Below are 18,436 nucleotides of genomic sequence, written 5' to 3' on the forward strand. Positions count from 1 at the left end.
TCAGTAGTTTGCAAGTTGCGGTGCAACCTCAGCAGCCTCTTCCTTCAGGCTATGAGCAACATTGTCAAGGAACGATCTGCCCGCCGGCGTGATCGTACGTCCTGCACTTGACCTGGCGACGTAACCGGTCGCCTCGAGCTGCTGAAAGATCTTTCGCACAATCGAGCCGCTTCCCCGCCGGAACTGGTATGGGGCCGACCCACGGTCGCGTTTACCGCCGTAGGCAGAGCGCATCCTCTGCGTCCCGACCGGTCCGTCGGTATAGATACGACGAAGAATCGCCGCCGCCCGTACATACCACCAGTCATCGTTCTCCGGCGGCATCTGCTTGTGTACCCCCGTCTTTACGAATGCGGCCCAGTCAGGGGGCTGGATCTCTGGGTTCTTCTTGAGCTCTTCTGCCACCCGCCTGATGAACATATCGGCGGGGATATCATATACAGTTGTCATGGATGATCCTCACTCTCGCTAACAGTCTTTACATATTCGTCCAGTAATGTTTTATATATTTCGAGGATTCAATCCTGACGACCCACCCGCCGCTCCCTGAGAACAAGTGTCCGACCGCGAACCTCGACCAGGATCGCACCGGCAACATCCGCCACCTCCACAGGATCGACCTCGGTGTTGCGGAGCCACCGCACCTTGACAACCTTCCTGTCTTTGAGCTGTCTCTGGATCTCATCGATCATGACGCCCGTGACACCCCGTTTCCCGATCCAGACGGTGGGCCTGAGGTCCTGGAACGACCCCCTGCTCATAGCCGTGACCTCCCGATCGGGTATCGCGACCGATGTCCGCATTTAAGGCATGTGACAACCACCCGACCCCGGTGAATCCTGACCCGGGCGTTTGACCCGGGTACCAGGTATGAGTTGCACCGGCGGCAGAACCGGCGTTTCAGCGGCGGTTCGATCCGCACCCGGTGACGCATACCGATCCTGCGGGCCAGTTCCACGCACCGGTTGCTCCACTCGGGGTTCTCCGGGTAGAACTCCGCGGCCCGCTCAAAGAGAATGACGATCCTTTCCCGGGCAAGCCTGCGGGAGCCTGATTTTCGTGTCGTGTCTGCCATGGTGCGATCAGTTCCAGCGGTGGATCTTGAATTAGGGGTGTGAGGCTATATAAATTGATGCCGGCCTACGGCCGGATCCGGACACGCCGCCCCTCAAGAACCAGGCGGTCTTCGCAGAAGAGTTTGACTGCAAGAGGAAGGACGCTGTGCTCTTCAGCAAGTATCCGGTCGGCAAGCGTGGTCTCATCGTCGTCCTGGAGAACAGGGACGCATCGCTGGATGATGATTGGGCCGGTATCCGTTCCATCATCCACCAGGTGGACGGTGCAGCCCGCAACCTTCACCCCGTAGTCGACCGCCTGCCTCTGGGCGTGGAGGCCTGGAAACGCCGGGAGAAGGGCCGGGTGGATGTTCATCATCCTGCCCGAGAACTCGCGGACGATCTCCTGCCCCAGTATTCGCATGTAGCCAGCGAGGACGAAGAGGTCGGCCTGGAAATCCCGCATAGCGGCCAGGAGTTCTTCTTCATATACAGCCTTTGAGGGGAACTCTGCATAGTCTATTACCCGCACCGGTATACCAGCATTTCTCGCTCGCTCGATCGCATAGGCACGGGGGTTGTCGGTGATGAGCCCGACGCCAATTCCCGGTATCTCGCCGGCAGCGATGGCGTCGATCACCGCCTGGAAGTTCGATCCCCTGCCGGAGGCCAGAAAGCCGATGCGCTTCTTTCGAAGAGGTATCACTTGCTCCATTCTCCATCATCCTTTGGGCTCTTCACCGCCGCCTTCCCTGACCGCTCGAGGTTCGATGATCAACTTCACCTTGACTATCCGCCGGCCGCGCATCTGCATCACCACCAAGGTGACGCTGCTCTCCTCGATCCTGACCACCTCGCCGCGGCGTGGGATGTGCCCCAGTCTTTCGATGACCAGCCCACCTATGCTCTCGTAGGTATCCATCAGCGGAAGGTTAAGATTCAGATCCTCGTTTATGTGCTCCACCCATGCCCGCGCGTCAACCAGGTATACACCTTCCTCGATCTGCTGGATCTCGGGCTCCTCCTCATCGAACTCGTCCATGATCTCACCGACTAACTCCTCGAGCATGTCCTCAACCGTCACTATCCCGGCAAACGAGCCGTACTCGTCGAGGACAACCGCCATGTGCTGTTTCTTCATCTGGAGTTCTTTTAAGAGGTCATCGATCTTCTTGCTCTCCGGGACGAAGTACGGTTCGTACATCAGGTCTCTGATCGTCGCTCCCGCCTGCTGCCGAAAGACCGCAGAGAAGACGTCCTTTACATTTAAGAGCCCGACTACGTTGTCGATATGCCCGTGGTAGACTGGGAGCCTGGAGAAACCGGTCTCGTTGAATATGGAGAGGGCGTTCTCGATGGTCGCCGTATCCTCGATCATGACTACATCCACACGGGGCGTCATCACCTCGCGAACCGTGGTATCACCAAACCGTAGAACGGAATAGAGCATATCCCGCTCCTCCTCCTCTATTGTGCCCTCCTCTTCACCTACATCGATCCACTCCTTGATCTCCTCCTCTGTAACGACCGGTTCGGTCGTCGAGGTGCTGGATGAAAGATGCCGCTGGATGCGCTCCGAGACCCAGAGGATAGGAGAGATCAGCCGCGAGAGAAACAGGATCGGCCTGGCGACAGCGAGCGCCAGCTTCTCGGTGTGCCTGGAAGCATACATCTTCGGCCCGATCTCACCGAAGATCAGCATCAGGATGACGGTAACACCGGTTGCTATCCCAATACCCAGATCACCATAGAGTCCTATGGCGATCGCGGTCGCAAGCGATGCAGCGGCCACGTTGACCACATTATTCCCTATCAGGATGGTGATCAGCAGGGAATCTGTCGAGCGTTTCAGTTTATCAAGCGCTTCCGCTCCCTTTCGCCCCTGGTTTAAGAGGGCGCGTACCTTTGCCCGTGTTATCGATATGAGAGCGACTTCTGAACTTGAGAAGAAGCCTGAAAGAAGCAGACAAACGATGAATAAAACTATCTCTACAGCCAGAAGGTCTATTACTACCATTTGCTCCACGCCGCATAGAACGGCAGCATCCGGCAATGGCATCTTGCCGGGATTAATGGATCAGGTCTCATTCAGATATAATAAAACCAGCGCTTCAGGAGAACACCTCTCTCAAAGCCGCCAATTCCCGCGAAAGGAGTACAACCTTCTCTTCGGCTGAAAGTGCTCCCGGAAAGATCATATCATCCACCTCAAGGGTGAGCCAGCCCCCATACCCGCGTTCGGCAAGGTCTGAAAGCACCCGCAGCGCCGCCGGATCGTCATGGATTGGGTGGTGCGGCCGGCCGTTCCCTCCAAGAGCACTGACGTGAATGTTTGCCATCCGCTCAATGCAGAGATCAATAAACCGGCCAACCTCCGCCGGGGAGTTCATCATGGCATGCCCCATATCAAACGTGAGCCAGAGCCATGGCTCCCGTTCGAGCACCTCGGAGGTATCCTCTGCCGTTGCGAGCAGTGTGTTTATTCGCGGCTCCATATTCTCAATCGCCACCTTCACCCCTGTCTCCTCCGCTGCCTCCCTGAGCCCGGCAACGTACGCCTCAAACCGTGTGTAGTCGGGGGCGCTCGGCTCTCGTTTCGCCGTTCGTCTCCCGGGATGGACGGTGACCAGAGCCGCGCCGATCCTCTCTGCCATCCGGATCGCCTCGATTGCGTATTCGACCGAGATCGCGGCGACCCGCGGGTTGATGGAGCAGGGGTTTAAGTCCAACGAGGGGGCATGGACGGTGATGGGTGAGAGTTCAGGGTGCCCGGCGATACAATCTGAAAGTTCTTCTTCAGGGCAGCCGCGAACCCAGAAGTGCGGTGTCTCAACCCAGAACTCAAGAGAATCAAAACCGGACTCCGCGATGTAATCGAAGATCTGGTCGCATGGGTACTCGTGAAAGAACATGGTTGAGACGGCGAAACGGCCCATAATACTACTTGATATAAACCATTGGCCTAATAGGTTGTGATGATGCCGGGCAGTCATGCCACCAGTCCGGAACGGTTCGGCAGCCCGATCCTCCGGGTTTCAGAGGTTTCCGGGCTTATCTGCGACCTCCTTGACGATCCACGGCTGCACCAGATCTGGGTGCGGGGGGAAGTGACCAACTACCGCAACCACACCTCCGGCCATCGCTACTTCTCACTCTCCGAACAGGGCGCCGGGAGGACTGCAGTGATCAACTGCGTCATGTGGCGCAGCGTTGCATCGACGCTCTCCTTCACCCCGAAAGATGGTATGGACGTCCTTGCCTGGGGGTCTGTGGAGGTCTATGAACCGCACGGCAGGTACCAGTTTATCGTCCGGGAGATGATCCCTGCGGGGGCTGGCGAGCGTCATCTCATGGTCGAGCGCTGGAAACGTGAACTCGAAGCCGAAGGGCTATTTGACCCCGGACGGAAGCGCCCCCTTCCGGTCTTTCCCCGACGGGTCGGCGTGGTAACATCGAGCAGCGGCGCGGCGTTGAAGGACATACTCTCCGTCATATCAAGGCGCTACCCGGTCGAGGTGGTCGTCTCCCCGACGACCGTTCAGGGGGAGGGGGCGCACACAGAGATCGCGGAGGCGATCCGGCGGGTCGACGGTCTTGTGGACGTAATAATCGTTGGCCGCGGCGGCGGGAGTTTTGAGGATCTCTTCCCATTCAACCACCCGGATGTTGTGCGGGCGGTTGCCGCATGCAGGACACCCGTGATCAGCGCCGTCGGGCACGAGGTGGATACCGCCCTCTGTGATTTTGCTGCCGACCTCCGGGCGCCGACACCCTCGGCGGCGGCAGAACGGGCGGTGCCCGAGCGGCAGGAGGTGCTCCGTGAACTCCTTGGATACGAGGAACGTATGCTCTCTCTTGTGCAGCACCGCCTGGCCGCCGCACAGAACGATGTTGACGACCTGCGGGAGCGGATGCACCCACGACGGCTCGCGCGGCGGGTTCACGAACGTATGCAGCGTCTTGCCGAGATGGAGGAGCGCCTTGAGCGGGCGGCGTTCGGGCGGCTGCAGCGTGAACGCACCGTTCTTGCGGAACTCCACACGAGGCTTGATGCTCAGAACCCGCTTTCAGTGCTCGAGCGCGGTTACTCCATCATAGAAGCGGATGGCAGGGTCGTGCGGAGTGCACGCGATCTCCGGCCGGGCGCGCGGGTTGCGCTCCGGATGAAGGATGGCAGGGCGAACGCTGTTGTTGAGGAAATAACGTATGACAGAGACTTTTGAAGAGATGCTTGAGGAACTCCGGGATATCATCCGTAAACTCGAGGACGGTGATACAAGCCTCGAGGAGAGCATCGCCATATACGAGCGCGGGGCGCTCCTTGTTAAGCGGTGCGAGGATCTCCTTGCCGCAGCCGAGATGAAACTAACAGAACTCGGGCGAGACCGCTGAGAGATTGGAACTACGGCGGTTGCTCGCCTTCGATCAGTTGCCCTCGCCGGGTATCTCCGCCTCGAGTTCTACCACCAGTTCCTCCCCCCGCTGGAGCGCCGCCACGAACTCCCTGGGGAGGGTCGCTGCAACCCGGTCCGAGCGGATGCCAACTGTCCGGTCGGAGATGAAGTCGCTCCGCCGCCAGACGAGATCGGTGGGGTGATCGAGACTGAACGCTGAACTGCCTCTTGAGCGGACGATGACCGTCTTGCCCCCTGCCGCAAGCCGGGTCGTCAGCACCGCCCGATCGTCCCGGAGCAGCGCCCGGAGGTCGGGGTCAAGGTCGGCGGCCCCCTTATCGGCGGCCACGCCGATGATGCAGTCGCCGGCCCCCGTCAGTCTCATATCCTTCGTCACCTCGAACGTTGTCGGGTGGGTTGCCCTTACCAGCGGATCTCCACGGGCACGCACCGTATCTCTTGCCTTCATGCTTATTAGGAGTGGGATACCACTGCTAATGAATGATCAGCATCGTCTGCCCTGTTTGCAAGGAAGAGTACGAGCACCAGATTCTCCGGGAGACCACAGATCTGGTTGTGCAGTGCTGCGAATGCGGCCATGTACACCGGGTGGAGAAACCCGCCGAACCCGCGACCATCACCATCAAGACGATCGTTAGCCATGAGACCGAATCGAAGGTCTGCAGTCTCGAGATGTTCGAGGACGAGACCGTCTCCCTCGGTGACCCGCTCGCGGCGGAGTGCGGTGACGAGGCATTCGGGATCGAGGTCACCGGTATAGAGGTTGGAGCAAAGCGGGTTCAGCGGGCAACGGCCAGGGATGTGACCTGCCTCTGGACGAGGAAGATCGACCAGGTCGTTGTGAGGGCGTCGATACACACCGGGCGAACGACCATCCCGCTCTACCAGACAATGGATGGCGAGGATGAACTTGTCGTCGGGGAGACCCGCTCTTTTGCGGGCAGACGTATCCGTATATCCCATATCAAACTCCGTGACGGCCCCCTGATGCGAAAAGAGGGCTGGAAGACCGTGGCCAGACGGGTAAAACGGGTCTACGGCTACCTGGACGGGCATTCCAGGTTCAATGACACCGCAGCTCCCGGAGGGAGAGGCGAAAGGTAACAGGTCAGGACACCCCTTCACTGATCCCTTGCTCTTACCCATCATATCACAATCCCCCTTTTCTGAAAATACGCCCATACAACCGTTAGATCTTTATATAATGAGCGATAAATAGATATTCAGGACATGTCATCATGGAACGTGACGATATTCTTGCACTGATACAGAACGACCCTGAAGCGATCGTCACGATCATCCAGCGTCTGGAAGAGTTGGTGAAGCAACAGCAGGCCCGGATCGCTGAACTCGAACGACGTCTCAACATGAACAGTCAAAACAGCAGTCGTCCCCCATCCACCGATGGCTTCAAACGGCCTCAGAAAGAGCGTAAAAAGACCGGGAAACGTCCGGGTGGTCAGAAAGGACATGAAGGTCGGACGATTGAATGGTGTGAGACTCCAGACATCATCCAGACACACCGCGCAGATGTCTGTGAAGAATGTGGTGCATCCCTTGCTCTCGTCCCGGCATCCTCTGTTCAGAAGAGACAGGTTCATGACATTCCCCCCCTCCAGGTAGTTGTTACCGAACATCACGCTGAAACGGTCGTCTGCCCACACTGTGGTCGGATACATGAAGGGTCATTCCCCGAGGAGGTTCCGGCTTACCTCCAATACGGCTACAATATCCGGGCGTTGATGGTTTATTTCTGCATCTACCAGTTGCTTCCGTATGAACGTTCAGCGGAGATCTTCACGGACATCTTTGGGTGTTCCCCGGTCAAGGCAACCCTGATGCAGTCCGTTTCAGCCTGTGCAGCAAACCTTGACGGTTTTGAAGAAGAGGTGAAACACCTTCTGCAGGGAGCACCTGTTCTGCATGCTGATGAAACCGGATTCCGGGTGAACGGCAAACGAGAATGGCTGCATACAGCCAGTACGGATCTCCTCACGCTTTATGGTCATCATCCGAAAAGAGGATCGGCAGCGATGGATGCGATCGGTGTACTTCCCGCGTTCAAGGGGATCATGGTCCATGATTGCTGGTCGCCATACTTCGGGTATGCATGCGAGCATGCGGTCTGTAATGCCCATATCCTCCGCGATCTCAAAGGGATATCGGAGAATACCGGCCAGCGTTGGTCTGATGAGATGCATGATCTCCTTCTTGAGATCTACGCCGCTGTTGATGGAGCCCCGGAATCAGCGGGTTCTCTCACACCTGTTGAGATCGAGGAGTTTCAAAGACGATTTGATCTGATCCTCGAGAACGGGAAGGCAGAGAACCCCTCCTCTCCTCTGCCGGTTCAAGGAGGGAGACGCAGTCGGAAGAGACGAACTCCTGCTGAGAACCTCATTGACCGGTGTCAGAGATATCGTGTAGAGATCCTCCGGTTCATGACCGATTTCAGGGTGCCCTTTACGAACAACCTTGCAGAGCGCGATATCAGGATGGTGAAGGTTCAGCAGAAGATCTCAGGGACGTTCAGAAGTGTGGAGGGGGCATCTAACTTCTGCAGAGTTCGGGGGTATATCTCAACGGTGAGGAAGAATGGAGGGTCGGTCATCACGGCCATCAGGAAGGCATTCGAGGGAGAACCCTTCATGCCAACTGCGGCTTACAGGTATACCTGACCTGTTACGGCGAAAGAAGGTAAGCCCGTGGTGAGCGGGGCGGCAGTCGAAACCTAACCGCGAGGTTTCCGCCGCGAACCATGACCCCCTGACTATTATGACCTCTCAGATCACTCTGGTGCAAGCTCCGGCATGTGACGCCGGATCGCGGCCTCGAGTTCCTCACGGTGGACTAGCCCCTCCATCCGTTCCCGGACCACATCGTCCTCGATGACCAGGATTGTCGGGGTTACCCGGAGTTTATATGTCCTGATGTACTCCGGGTTCCTCACAGCATCGATCTCCTCTATCTCGATCCCGAGCTCCTTCTCCACCTCGCGAAGTATAGGAGTCTGCTCCTCGCAGCCCATGCACCCTTCCTGGTAGAAGCATATCACCCTTACCGCCATATATGGAAGTGAGAGCACAGGGATTATAAAAAACTGTGGGATCCCCTACCCGGTTATACCGTTTAGCGTGACACTGGCGCTGCCGTAGCGGTAGATAATGACCAGCGAGTCATCGGTCTTATCGATGACCTGGCCGAAACGCAGCGCCGTGGTCGAATTGGTCTCGCCACCGAGCGGGATCTCCGGGGATGTCGTCAGACCAAGCGTAATCATATCACCCACAGCAGCCTGTGTGAAGTTGAGGCCGATCCCATCTGCGTCTTCCCGGCTGAGGTTCGTCTCAAGATCGTTGCCACCATAGGAGAAACTGATGGTCTTTGTCTCACCCTGTCGCATTCCGATAAGCCCGGCGGATATAGCGTTGGTCTCAAAACCAAGCAGACCGAAACCCGAGAAGCCGGTGATCGGCGGGTATACGACCGGGAGAACGGCAACATTCTCGCCCGATACCTGCGCACCCGCTGTCATCTCCAGGCGCTGTGTCAGGAGGAGGTCATAATTCCCTTTCCTGTATTCACTCTCAAGGAGAGTCTGATCGGTCGTGATAACCGGGCGCCCGTCCTCGGTAAATATGGTGTAGTCAATCACCGCTGTATCTCCTACCTGCGCGGCAGGCTTCTTCTCGAGGATCGGAGCCAGGTAGGTTCCCACCATGGCAACCGCAATCAGGACGGCAATCGCCACATACGCCCATTTCATCCGCCCAGCGCCCCCGTCCTTAGAATTCTTCTGTTGCGTCTTTTTCATCAGGAGTACAGTCACCGTCGGGTAAGATAATAATGTTCTGGAGGGCGTAGTCACACAATAGAAAGATTTATATTCTCATAACACTACCTTAAGGTTAGCCTCGGGTGAACCGACTTTCCGGGGCGATCAGGGTGAATAAATAAGAGGTGATTAGGATGGCAAGAATCGAGCGTGCACCTTACTACAGGTCGATCTGGCAGGAGTTTGACGATCTCATGGCCGAGATGGAGAACAGGTTCCAGTCGCTGCTGGGTGGGATCGGCCTTGGCGGTGAGGAGGCTAGAGGGCGTGCCCTGCCGGCGGCCCGCGATCTCCGCGTAGACATCAGGGACCATGAAGACGAGGTTATTATCGTCGCCGATCTGCCAGGTGTCGAGAAAGAAAACGTAAGTGTCCGTCTGATCGATCCGCGGCACCTGGAGATCACCAGCCGGCGGACGGATGAAACCGAGGAGGAGAGCCAGGACTTCTTCGTCCGGGAGCGCATTTACGGCCAGATGAGCCGGACGGTGCCGCTTCCTGCCGAGGTGACAGAGGATGGAGCCAGAGCGTCGTTCAAGAACGGCGTCCTTGAGGTCCGGTTGAAGAAAGTGGCGCGGGAGACCGGGACGTCAATCCCTGTCGATTGAATAATCTCAATTTTTACGCCGGCGTGAGCGAGGTTATCAGACGGGTGCGCCGGTCTGGTGAAGGGATGCGGGGGCCGCGCGAGGGATTCATTATCCCGGGGAGAGATGGGGGCGGTCGACGAAGGATGTTTACTTGGATATGCAGAGACAGGGGCGGGGGATTGTTCCATCCCCTCCCCGTCAGCCCCACCCCGGGGGATGATTCCCTATCGATACACTGCGACGGCGGAGATTTCTTCAACCGGTTTCAAGCGAGAAACTCCTCGAAGATCCTTTCTCCACCCCCGGCGGGGTATCCGGGCCAATCGCCAGACACTTGCCCGCCCCCCGGGAAGGAGGCTGGGGGAGGCCGCGTGAGTGGCCGGGCGGTGGGGGTTGTCACCGGAAGAGACGCTCACCGGGAGCGGTTCGAGAGCATCGGTGAACTCGCGCATGCTACCGGGAAGAGGTGGCGAGGTTTATATCGCAGAACTGTTGATCTGGTGGATTCTGAGCATCATCCAGGTATAACCGAATGGTTCATGACCGACCAGCGTGAGACTATCATGATGGACAAAAAGAAGGTCAAGGATTACATGACCTACGATGTCGTCACCGTCGAGGCTCAAGGGACGGTCAAAGACGTCATTGATACAATAAAAAAGACGCATCATGATGGTTTTCCGGTCGTGGAGAACTCAAACAGGGTTGTAGGCTACGTCTCGGCGCGGGACATCCTCTTTGCTCATCCCTCAACGCCGCTCGAGCAGGTGATGTCCCGCCACCTCATAGTCGCTGACCCGGAGATGAGCGTGAATGATGCTGCCCGGGTCATCTTTCGCTCCGGCATCCAGAAACTGCCGGTCCTCAACGAAAAGAACGAACTCATCGGGATCATATCGAACGCAGACGTTATCCGATCCCAGATCGAGCACGTATCACCGGAGAAAGTCTTCAAACTCATGGAGACTCTCAAGAAACTCTACGGGATTGAACCGATACTGAGGCGCGGTTCGGTCCCGGTCGACGAACTGCTGCCGACGCAGTCAAAGATCTACGAGGATGAACTCGAAGGGAGGATCTACGAGATCAAGAAGGGGCTTGCCGAACCGCTGATCGTCGTCCGGCGGCCGGGCCGCTGGATCCTTGTCGACGGGCACCACCGGGCAATAGCAGCGAAAAGGCTCGGCATCAAGAACCTGGATGCCTACATCATTGAGATCCGGGATAACATTGAACTCGGGATGGAGAGGACGGCCAGGGCGCTCAACCTCAACTCGCTCGACGACATCAAGGTGCTCGATTACGCCCGCCATCCGCTTGTCGCGCTGACCCACCGGCAGGTTGGGCACGGGTGAGCGCGCCCCTCTTCTCTTTGGAGACTGTCAGGATATTTCAACCGCGAGTTTGGACGCGGTCCCCGTACCCCCCACAATCGCCTTTGTGGGGTCACCGCAACCTTCGCCGCGCCCCGGGAGGCCGGAATCAGCGTGGTGAGGGAGAAGTCCGTCCCGATCGGGTCCCCGCGAGATCGTCGCCTGTGGCACACGGCGCGTAACTGTCTTTCTGGACAGCTCCAGTGTGGCTGTCAGCGGAGGTATTCGGCAGGCCGGCCCGGGGTTCTATTGCGAGTATGCGGACATATAATTTGAGTTTTTCTTTCAAGTCCTCCCCCATGCTACTTCACCCGAAAGGATATGCGGTCACAAGATAGCCATTACTTCCAATAATCAGTTGCAGTGTTTTCCCATAATTGGGTTCTACATAGTGATAAGTTCCAGTGTCACTAACCTTCTGCCCATATTTCGCCCCTTCCATGATGAGTTCTCTTATCTAATTCTCATCGCGATATTCCTCACCGAAGACATCAGCGAATTGGTTTGCTGCCTCTAAATCAGGGAAATGATCTCCTCTGATATGCTCGTAAGAACCGGTGTGTGAGCACCGGAGGCGCGAACGAGTGTTCCCCTCCCGGCAACCGCGTTTTGGGACAAACTCGTTCTCATTCCCAAGTAATATGTACCCAGAAGTAAGCGGTTCGATAATTCCTCGGAATATTGGTTTTCACATATTCTCATGCGACTTGTTCACAGTTCTTATGGTCTCTATCGTAACCAACCACATCCCTTAGATCCACTCTCGATGGACAAATACGTACGAATTCCCCTATTGAAAATGGCCATTTCAAGAGAGGATCAACCATTATATTACCTATTCCGATGTCGACGACCAATTCTTTATGGTTGTCGTCGATAGCATTGATTCTACCCGAAAAACAATGGCCTCCACTTGTTGGAATACGATGTTCTTCTGGGTTCGGATTTGGAGATATATCATAAATCTCATCTGTAATGCTTTCAACCTTTGAAAGAAACATCAACAGAGTTAAAGATACATCTTTTCCAACCCATCCGGGATGGAGTAACATATTCAAATCAAAAATATCAATGATTTTCACAATCCGCACCCTTCTCCCAATTCACATTTAATTATATTTTCATTTAACAATGTACCAACTAGTACAACTATTATTCAATTTAAAGATTAATTATAAATATATATTCATTCTATATCCTTCATGCCGAAACAGAGGAAGAATGGCCAGACAAAAATGGATCACCTCTATCCGAAAACCAAAATGAGTGTCACCGATCCGATCAAGGAGATCAGAAATCTAACCCAAACACCGCATGATTTAGGGATTATACTCTCCAAATCATCCTCATTTTTCCAATCCCGTCTCTCAAATCGCAAGATCTATATACCTATAATCCCTAATATTATATCATATGGAAGACTGGGTTCGTGCCTGGCTGGAAGAGCAGCGCCGGAAGGGTGAGAAGTGCCTGGAGATCAAATAGATCAAATACATCCAGAACAAACCCTACGTCTACCGCTCAACGAGTGTCTACGACAAGACCACCAAATCGCCGAAGAAGGTGAGCACGTATCTTGGCCGTCTCACAAAAGAAGCTGGTCTCATCCCGAAAGGATCGCGTGGTAGCCGTCACCTCCATTCTTTCAGGACGGTCAGGGAGTATGGGAACGCCGCCCTCATGACAGAGGAGTTCACTGACCTGTTACCGGTTCTCCAGGACGCTTTCCCGGACTACTGGCAGGAACTCGTTGTACTGACATTCACCCGGGTCACCGGTTACACACCGCTCTCGCGGGTTGCGGATGCCTGGGAGAAACTCGACAACATCCTTGATATCAAACCTGACTGTGACCCAAGAACGCTCTCCCGGGTACTAACAGCGGTCGGCGGTGACCGCACCGCTCAACAGATGGTCTTCCAGCATCTCTCCTCACGTGCACAGCACCTCGTCTATGACCTCTCATTTGTCTTCTCCTGCTCCGATACCGTGAACCTGGCCGAGTTCGGCTACAACGCCGATGATATCTGGCTCCCGCAGGTCAACATCGCGCTCTTCAGCGCGACCGATACAGGACTTCCTGTGATGATCCGGGGCCTGCCAGGCTCGGTCCTGGATGTCGCCACGCTTGTCCGGTCCCTCGCCGAGATCGATGCCCCTGACGCGACCCTCGTTCTCGATAGGGGTTTCGTCTCGGAGGCAAACGAGAACCTGCTGCGAGAGTCAGGACTCCAGTTCGTCCTCCCCCAGCGCCGCAACAGCACCCGGTATGAGACCCGGATCCACCTCACCGACCACTTCTTCTACCACAAACGGCTGATCCATGCGGGGAAACGTGAGGTGGACGGGGTGACGCTCTACCTCTATGAGGATGTCGATCTGGTGGCGGAGGAGGAGAAGACGCTCTACCGGTTGCTGGAAGAGGGGGTGATCGACCGAGAGACGCTGAATAAGCGACTGAAGCGCGCCGGCCGGATCCTGATCGTCTCCTCCCTCGCGGCAGAACCCCGGGAGGTCTACGACCTCTACAAGTCCAGAAGCCTGGTGGAAGAACATAATGCTTGTGTTCAAGAGTTTAATCCAGGCGGATAAACTATACCTCCGCGATGCAACGGCGGTCTTTGGCCACGTCTTTGTGGGGTTCCTGTGTCTCTACCTCTACTGCAAGATCCTGAATAGGATCAAGAAAGCGGGAATGACCGCTCATCTCTCACCGCATGGTCTCCTCCTGAAACTTTCAAAGGTGTATGCAGTGAGGAGCGGGGAGGAGAGAGCGATCACCGAGGTGCCAAAGCAGGTACGGAAGATCGCAGAGAGGCTTGAACTGAATATATTCCCTAATATATGAGGAGATTGGGATCTAATAGATTGTATACCGGAATCACCCTCTCAAACACAGATAACACCTCTCATTGCATTGATTGTTCGGTCAATACTCGACAAAATCGGGTTTGTTGAACTGGTAAACGAAACGGTATCCTGGGATCCAAATCAGTGTTCGATCAGCCCGGGAAACAGAGCACTCGCCCTTGTTCTGCTGCCTTTTCTCTCCACAAAGCAGCGGGTTGCACTGGTTCATGTGAGCCAGCAACTCGAAAATATCGATACAGAACTGATCTTTGGTTCAGCCATACCTGCCACATCGTTCACTGACGATTGTCTCGGAAGGTTCCTTGACAAGTTCGCAGATGCCTGTCCCGCCAACTTCTTTCAACAGCTCTCTCTCCGGGCCTATGCCACCTACGACATCCCACAATCACTCATGCTCCATAGTGACGTAACCTCACATGAGGTCTGTGGCGAGTATGAGCTCGATGACACACCAGATGCTCATGGTCCAACTGTCTGTTTTGGTCTCAACAAAACCGGTCGAAGAGATCGCAGGATCTTTCAGACAGGGGTTGTCTCAGATGGCAATGGACTGATCCGGTATTGCAGAACCATGGATGGGAATCATGCAGATTCCGTCTGGAATATGGAAGCGCTCACCGTTCTTCAGGAGATCTTCGGGGAAGAGTTCAGAAACCATACCTATATTGCTGACTCCAAACTTCTTAATCGCCCTAACCTGGAGGTTTTAAATCGGCAGGGTTCAAAAGTGCGATTTATATCGCATATTCCAGCGAATTTCGCCGGAAAAATTGCCGATAAATACAGATCGATCGCTCGTGAGCGGAATCAATGGGTTGACCTTGGTCAATGTTGCACCGAGGAAGAGACGCCCGACAAACGGGCAATCTACCGTTCACAGCGATTTGAGGTTGATATCTATGGATTGCCCTATACACTTGTCGTCTATGAAACATCGGCAGCAGATGAGCGGGTGAAGAGCCAGATCAAGACGGATACAACTGATTTGGAGACACTGATCAAGGATAAGAAATTCAAAAAACCATTTGCCTGTGAACCTGATGCACTGAGGGCAATTGAAGAACTGAACGAACAGTCCCGGAAACTGCTTGTCCAACCGGTGATCGAGATTGAATCCGAACTAAAACAACGATGGCCACGGGGGCGGAGGGGAGAGGAGACGAAACCTCTTGAAGAGTGGTCGGTCTACCATGTCCGGGTGAAGGAGATCCGTGTGCACGAGGAACGGGTGAAAAGGTTCAGGGATAAGAAAGAGACATTCGCTCTCCTGACAAACCATGCCGAGTCGGATATGGATGACAGAGCCGTGCTCCGGCATTACAAACAACAGCACATTGTCGAGAATATTTTCCGAACAATGAAATGGTCGGTTATGGCAGACCGGATCTATCTGAATAATCCAAAGCGGATCGATGCCATGATGACGATACTGTATGTTTCGTATCTTGTGATGGGGATTCTGCAGATGATTGCACGGATGAATATCAGGAACCTGCCGGAACCACCCAGGATCTACATCGATAATAAACCCCTGAAATCTCCAACCGCGGCATTTCTGATACAGTCACTTGGCTCATTCGATATTCTCACTGAAGATGAAAACCGCCAGATCACCGGTGTTACTGAACAAAACAGGTATCGTCTGTCGGTTCTGCTCTATCTGATCGGCATGGGTTCAGAGGAGGGAGTATCCTGATTACTTCCTGAGTACATCCTAATCGCTCCCGGTGAGGCACACTTGGATAGCTGACGGCATGGATGTTCTGAAGGGTTGAAAGGAGGGAGACGTCATCAGGACGGTGAGAGTGAGTGTTTATCTTGCCGGGAGAGAGATGGGAAGGGATCGAATGTCGGACTAATTGACTACTTTTTGTCTTTAAGGAGTCCTAATTCAACTCTTTCGGTTCAGAGGGTGCGGATTGCGAAATGATTTTTCCTGGTGATAACTCAAGAAAAACATATTGAGTGTAGGTTCTGCCCTCATGCTGTGCTCCTGGCTCGATTTTAATTACCTTTCCTTTGACCGATACGTTATCCATGGTCTTCACCGACTGTCTAATGCTTATAGTGGAATGGGGACCTCTGCAATTTTCATTGGATGTGCGGTCACAATGAAATTATTGCTACCGACAAATACATGAATCGCCTTCTCGGGAGTAACTTGTTGGGTAACAGGTCAGGACCCCCTTCATCGGTCCCTTGCTCTTACCCATCATATCACAATCCCCCTTTTCTGAAAATACGCCCATACAACCGTTAGATCTTTATATAATGAGAGATAAATAGATATTCGGGACATGTCATCATGGAACGTGACGATATTCTTGCACTGATACAGAACGACCCTGAAGCGATCGTCACGATCATCCAGCGTCTGGAAGAAGAAGTCAAGCAACTTCAAGAACTCTGCTCACTTCAGCAGGCCCGGATCGCTGAACTCGAACGACGTCTCAACATGAACAGTCAAAACAGCAGTCGTCCCCCATCCACCGATGGCTTCAAACGGCCTCAGAAAGAGCGTAAAAAGACCGGGAAACGTCCGGGGGGTCAGAAAGGACATGAAGGTCGGACGATTGAATGGTGTGAGGCTCCAGACATCATCCAGACACACCGCGCAGATGTCTGTGAAGAATGTGGTGCATCCCTTGCTCTCGTCCCGGCATCCTCTGTTCAGAAGAGACAGGTTCATGACATTTCCCCCCTCCAGGTAGTTGTTACCGAACATCACGCTGAAACGGTCGTCTGCCCACACTGTGGTCGGATACATGAAGGGTCATTCCCGGAGGAGGTTCCGGCTTACCTCCAATACGGCTACAATACCCGGGCGTTGATGGTTTACTTCTGCATCTACCAGTTGCTTCCGTATGAACGTTCAGCGGAGATCTTCACGGACATCTTTGGGTGTTCCCCGGTCAAGGCAACCCTGATGCAGTCCGTTTCAGCCTGTGCAGCAAACCTTGACGGTTTTGAAGAAGAGGTGAAACACCTTCTGCAGGGAGCACCTGTTCTGCATGCTGATGAAACCGGATTCCGGGTGAACGGCAAACGAGAATGGCTGCATACAGCCAGTACGGATCTCCTCACGCTGTATGGTCATCATCCGAAAAGAGGATCGGCGGCGATGGATGCGATCGGTGTACTTCCCTCGTTCAAAGGGATCATGGTCCATGACTGCTGGTCGCCATACTTCGGGTATGCATGCGAGCATGCGGTCTGTAATGCCCATATCCTCCGCGATCTCAAAGGTATATCGGAGGATACCGGCCAGCGTTGGTCTGATGAGATGCATGATCTCCTTCTTGAGATCTACGCCGCTGTTGATGGAGCCCCGGAATCAGCGGGTTCTCTCACACCGATTGAGATCGAGGAGTTTCAAAGACGATTTGATCTGATCCTCGAGAACGGGAATGCAGAGAACCCCTCCTCTCCTCTGCCGGTTCAAGGAGGGAGACGCAGTCGGAAGAGACAAACCCCTGCAGAAAACCTCATTGACCGGTGTCAGAAATATCGTGTAGAGATTCTCCGGTTCATGACCGATTTCAGGGTGCCGTTTACGAACAACCTTGCAGAGCGCGATATCAGGATGGTGAAGGTTCAGCAGAAGATCTCAGGGACGTCTCAGTTGTGTGGAGGGGGCATCTAACTTCTGCAGGGTTTGGGGGTACATCTCAACGGTGAGGAAGAATGGAGGGTCGGTAATCACGGCCATCAGGAAGGCATTCGAGGGAGAACCCTTCATGCCAACTGCGGCTTACAGGTATACCTGACCTGTTACGAAAAATCGTACAACAAAAAAGTACCGGGGTAAAGTCTACTCAATTCCCCGGAGATCTATGCGGCCGTACACATGGATGTAATCTCCTGCTTTAAGCTTGAGGGGAAAATATTCACTATCGATATCAATTAGGATTTTTCCAAGCCCAAAATCGACAACAGCGTCGCGCCATCGCTCGGCTTTCTCGGGGTCGTCCGGGATGATGATCTCTTCTATGCGACCATTGAGATCCCATTTAGGTCCAGCAGAACTTCTTTGAGGATCTAACGGCGTATCTATGCCCATAGTTGTGGTTTCGGTTTTTTCCAGAGATAATACTAACATAGCCAAGATGATTTCTTTTGTCTCCTCAACCATATCCGGCGTACAGAGCATAAAATCATCCGAGACATATTCCTGGATACCATTGGCGAACTCAATGAGCACCAACTGAGTATAGACTCTCCCCATATACACAGCACTAGGTTCAGTACCCTTTATCTGAACTGAAAAAATGAGTTTTTCTCTCAAATCGCCCTTCAT

The 18,436-nt window shown here is 54.4% G+C and carries 21 protein-coding genes; 10 read left to right on the plus strand and 11 right to left on the minus strand.

Going from position 1 to position 18,436, the window contains the following annotated elements; genetic code table 11:
• From R6Y96_RS00205 to R6Y96_RS00230, 6 genes are all read right to left on the minus strand, one after another.
• A complete protein-coding gene (locus R6Y96_RS00205) occupies nt 1-450 on the minus strand; it encodes a 30S ribosomal protein S19e (RefSeq protein ID WP_318621431.1) in 450 nt (149 codons plus the stop codon).
• A 68-nt stretch (nt 451-518) separates the two neighbouring features.
• Nucleotides 519-761: a YhbY family RNA-binding protein gene (locus tag R6Y96_RS00210; RefSeq protein WP_318621433.1), complete on the minus strand. Its 243-nt coding sequence runs from the start codon at nt 759-761 to the stop codon at nt 519-521.
• Complete coding sequence (locus tag R6Y96_RS00215) at nt 758-1,075, minus strand: ribonuclease P protein component 4 (protein ID WP_318621435.1); 318 nt, start codon at nt 1,073-1,075, stop codon at nt 758-760. Before R6Y96_RS00215 ends, R6Y96_RS00210 begins: the two co-directional genes overlap by 4 nt.
• Nucleotides 1,076-1,140: 65 nt before the next feature.
• Nucleotides 1,141-1,770, minus strand: coding sequence for a phosphoribosylglycinamide formyltransferase (gene purN, locus R6Y96_RS00220; protein WP_318621437.1), 630 nt, complete (start codon nt 1,768-1,770; stop codon nt 1,141-1,143).
• Between the two features lie 6 nt (nt 1,771-1,776).
• Nucleotides 1,777-3,072 (minus strand): hemolysin family protein, encoded by a 1,296-nt coding sequence (locus R6Y96_RS00225; protein WP_318621439.1) that lies wholly within the window; start codon nt 3,070-3,072, stop codon nt 1,777-1,779.
• Nucleotides 3,073-3,166: 94 nt separating this feature from the next.
• Nucleotides 3,167-3,967, minus strand: coding sequence for a sugar phosphate isomerase/epimerase family protein (locus R6Y96_RS00230; RefSeq protein ID WP_318621440.1), 801 nt, complete (start codon nt 3,965-3,967; stop codon nt 3,167-3,169).
• A gap of 63 nt (nt 3,968-4,030) precedes the next feature.
• Between R6Y96_RS00230 and xseA the strand changes: the two genes are divergently transcribed.
• Together xseA and xseB are read left to right on the plus strand one after the other, a co-directional pair.
• Nucleotides 4,031-5,278, plus strand: a complete 1,248-nt coding sequence (xseA, locus tag R6Y96_RS00235; protein ID WP_318621441.1) for an exodeoxyribonuclease VII large subunit — start codon at nt 4,031-4,033, stop codon at nt 5,276-5,278.
• Nucleotides 5,262-5,447, plus strand: coding sequence for an exodeoxyribonuclease VII small subunit (xseB, locus tag R6Y96_RS00240; RefSeq protein ID WP_214021906.1), 186 nt, complete (start codon nt 5,262-5,264; stop codon nt 5,445-5,447). Before xseA ends, xseB begins: the two co-directional genes overlap by 17 nt.
• Nucleotides 5,448-5,480: 33 nt before the next feature.
• On the opposite strand, the gene R6Y96_RS00245 is transcribed toward xseB, so the two are convergent.
• The gene (locus R6Y96_RS00245) at nt 5,481-5,918 is read right to left on the minus strand and encodes a DUF371 domain-containing protein (protein WP_318621443.1); all 438 of its coding nucleotides are present in this window, start codon (nt 5,916-5,918) and stop codon (nt 5,481-5,483) included.
• Nucleotides 5,919-5,950: 32 nt separating this feature from the next.
• On the opposite strand from R6Y96_RS00245, the gene R6Y96_RS00250 reads away from it, so the two are divergent.
• Nucleotides 5,951-6,574 carry an HVO_0476 family zinc finger protein gene (locus R6Y96_RS00250; RefSeq protein WP_318621444.1) on the plus strand — a complete coding sequence of 208 codons (624 nt, stop codon included), beginning with the start codon at nt 5,951-5,953 and terminating at the stop codon, nt 6,572-6,574.
• A 134-nt stretch (nt 6,575-6,708) separates the two neighbouring features.
• Complete coding sequence (gene tnpC, locus R6Y96_RS00255; RefSeq protein WP_318621445.1) at nt 6,709-8,148, plus strand: IS66 family transposase; 1,440 nt, start codon at nt 6,709-6,711, stop codon at nt 8,146-8,148.
• 110 nt (nt 8,149-8,258) lie between these two features.
• On the opposite strand, the gene R6Y96_RS00260 is transcribed toward tnpC (R6Y96_RS00255), so the two are convergent.
• Both R6Y96_RS00260 and R6Y96_RS00265 read right to left on the minus strand, forming a co-directional pair.
• Nucleotides 8,259-8,537 carry a thioredoxin family protein gene (locus R6Y96_RS00260; RefSeq protein WP_214023322.1) on the minus strand — a complete coding sequence of 93 codons (279 nt, stop codon included), beginning with the start codon at nt 8,535-8,537 and terminating at the stop codon, nt 8,259-8,261.
• A gap of 45 nt (nt 8,538-8,582) precedes the next feature.
• Entirely contained in the window at nt 8,583-9,284 is a 702-nt protein-coding gene (locus R6Y96_RS00265) for a hypothetical protein (protein WP_318621448.1), read from the minus strand.
• Nucleotides 9,285-9,439: 155 nt separating this feature from the next.
• On the opposite strand from R6Y96_RS00265, the gene R6Y96_RS00270 reads away from it, so the two are divergent.
• Together R6Y96_RS00270 and R6Y96_RS00275 are read left to right on the plus strand one after the other, a co-directional pair.
• Nucleotides 9,440-9,913 (plus strand): Hsp20/alpha crystallin family protein, encoded by a 474-nt coding sequence (locus R6Y96_RS00270; protein ID WP_318621449.1) that lies wholly within the window; start codon nt 9,440-9,442, stop codon nt 9,911-9,913.
• Nucleotides 9,914-10,461: 548 nt separating this feature from the next.
• On the plus strand, nt 10,462-11,250 hold the full coding sequence (locus tag R6Y96_RS00275; RefSeq protein ID WP_318622526.1) for a CBS domain-containing ParB/RepB/Spo0J family partition protein: 789 nt from the start codon (nt 10,462-10,464) through the stop codon (nt 11,248-11,250).
• A gap of 716 nt (nt 11,251-11,966) precedes the next feature.
• On the opposite strand, the gene R6Y96_RS00280 is transcribed toward R6Y96_RS00275, so the two are convergent.
• The gene (locus R6Y96_RS00280) at nt 11,967-12,350 is read right to left on the minus strand and encodes a hypothetical protein (protein ID WP_318621450.1); all 384 of its coding nucleotides are present in this window, start codon (nt 12,348-12,350) and stop codon (nt 11,967-11,969) included.
• 481 nt (nt 12,351-12,831) lie between these two features.
• On the opposite strand from R6Y96_RS00280, the gene R6Y96_RS00285 reads away from it, so the two are divergent.
• The 4 genes from R6Y96_RS00285 (at nt 12,832) to tnpC (R6Y96_RS00300) (ending at nt 17,782) form a co-directional block, all read left to right on the plus strand.
• On the plus strand, nt 12,832-13,860 hold the full coding sequence (locus tag R6Y96_RS00285; RefSeq protein WP_318621451.1) for a transposase: 1,029 nt from the start codon (nt 12,832-12,834) through the stop codon (nt 13,858-13,860).
• The gene (locus R6Y96_RS00290) at nt 13,826-14,116 is read left to right on the plus strand and encodes a hypothetical protein (protein WP_318621452.1); all 291 of its coding nucleotides are present in this window, start codon (nt 13,826-13,828) and stop codon (nt 14,114-14,116) included. The genes R6Y96_RS00285 and R6Y96_RS00290 overlap by 35 nt, the downstream gene beginning before the upstream one ends.
• Nucleotides 14,117-14,185: 69 nt before the next feature.
• Complete coding sequence (locus tag R6Y96_RS00295) at nt 14,186-15,835, plus strand: IS1634 family transposase (RefSeq protein ID WP_318621453.1); 1,650 nt, start codon at nt 14,186-14,188, stop codon at nt 15,833-15,835.
• Nucleotides 15,836-16,444: 609 nt separating this feature from the next.
• Entirely contained in the window at nt 16,445-17,782 is a 1,338-nt protein-coding gene (tnpC, locus tag R6Y96_RS00300) for an IS66 family transposase (protein ID WP_318621454.1), read from the plus strand.
• 168 nt (nt 17,783-17,950) lie between these two features.
• Here the strand turns inward: tnpC (R6Y96_RS00300) and R6Y96_RS00305 are convergent, their stop codons facing one another.
• Nucleotides 17,951-18,436, minus strand: coding sequence for a hypothetical protein (locus R6Y96_RS00305; RefSeq protein ID WP_318621455.1), 486 nt, complete (start codon nt 18,434-18,436; stop codon nt 17,951-17,953).

It is taken from the genome of Methanoculleus receptaculi (assembly GCF_033472595.1).
In the GTDB taxonomy this organism is placed as follows: domain Archaea; phylum Halobacteriota; class Methanomicrobia; order Methanomicrobiales; family Methanoculleaceae; genus Methanoculleus; species Methanoculleus receptaculi.

Coding starts and splice junctions, on each gene's coding strand:
- R6Y96_RS00215 (WP_318621435.1), bottom strand. CDS start 1,075: ATGGCAGACACGACACGAAAATCAGGCTCCCGCAGGCTTGCCCGGGAA.
- tnpC (WP_318621454.1), top strand. CDS start 16,445: ATGGAACGTGACGATATTCTTGCACTGATACAGAACGACCCTGAAGCG.
- R6Y96_RS00260 (WP_214023322.1), bottom strand. CDS start 8,537: ATGGCGGTAAGGGTGATATGCTTCTACCAGGAAGGGTGCATGGGCTGC.
- R6Y96_RS00290 (WP_318621452.1), top strand. CDS start 13,826: ATGCTTGTGTTCAAGAGTTTAATCCAGGCGGATAAACTATACCTCCGC.
- R6Y96_RS00270 (WP_318621449.1), top strand. CDS start 9,440: ATGGCAAGAATCGAGCGTGCACCTTACTACAGGTCGATCTGGCAGGAG.
- purN (WP_318621437.1), bottom strand. CDS start 1,770: ATGGAGCAAGTGATACCTCTTCGAAAGAAGCGCATCGGCTTTCTGGCC.
- R6Y96_RS00265 (WP_318621448.1), bottom strand. CDS start 9,284: ATGAAAAAGACGCAACAGAAGAATTCTAAGGACGGGGGCGCTGGGCGG.
- xseB (WP_214021906.1), top strand. CDS start 5,262: ATGACAGAGACTTTTGAAGAGATGCTTGAGGAACTCCGGGATATCATC.
- R6Y96_RS00230 (WP_318621440.1), bottom strand. CDS start 3,967: ATGTTCTTTCACGAGTACCCATGCGACCAGATCTTCGATTACATCGCG.
- R6Y96_RS00210 (WP_318621433.1), bottom strand. CDS start 761: ATGAGCAGGGGGTCGTTCCAGGACCTCAGGCCCACCGTCTGGATCGGG.
- xseA (WP_318621441.1), top strand. CDS start 4,031: ATGATGCCGGGCAGTCATGCCACCAGTCCGGAACGGTTCGGCAGCCCG.
- R6Y96_RS00305 (WP_318621455.1), bottom strand. CDS start 18,436: ATGAAGGGCGATTTGAGAGAAAAACTCATTTTTTCAGTTCAGATAAAG.
- R6Y96_RS00275 (WP_318622526.1), top strand. CDS start 10,462: ATGGACAAAAAGAAGGTCAAGGATTACATGACCTACGATGTCGTCACC.
- R6Y96_RS00245 (WP_318621443.1), bottom strand. CDS start 5,918: ATGAAGGCAAGAGATACGGTGCGTGCCCGTGGAGATCCGCTGGTAAGG.
- R6Y96_RS00250 (WP_318621444.1), top strand. CDS start 5,951: ATGATCAGCATCGTCTGCCCTGTTTGCAAGGAAGAGTACGAGCACCAG.
- R6Y96_RS00225 (WP_318621439.1), bottom strand. CDS start 3,072: ATGGTAGTAATAGACCTTCTGGCTGTAGAGATAGTTTTATTCATCGTT.
- tnpC (WP_318621445.1), top strand. CDS start 6,709: ATGGAACGTGACGATATTCTTGCACTGATACAGAACGACCCTGAAGCG.
- R6Y96_RS00205 (WP_318621431.1), bottom strand. CDS start 450: ATGACAACTGTATATGATATCCCCGCCGATATGTTCATCAGGCGGGTG.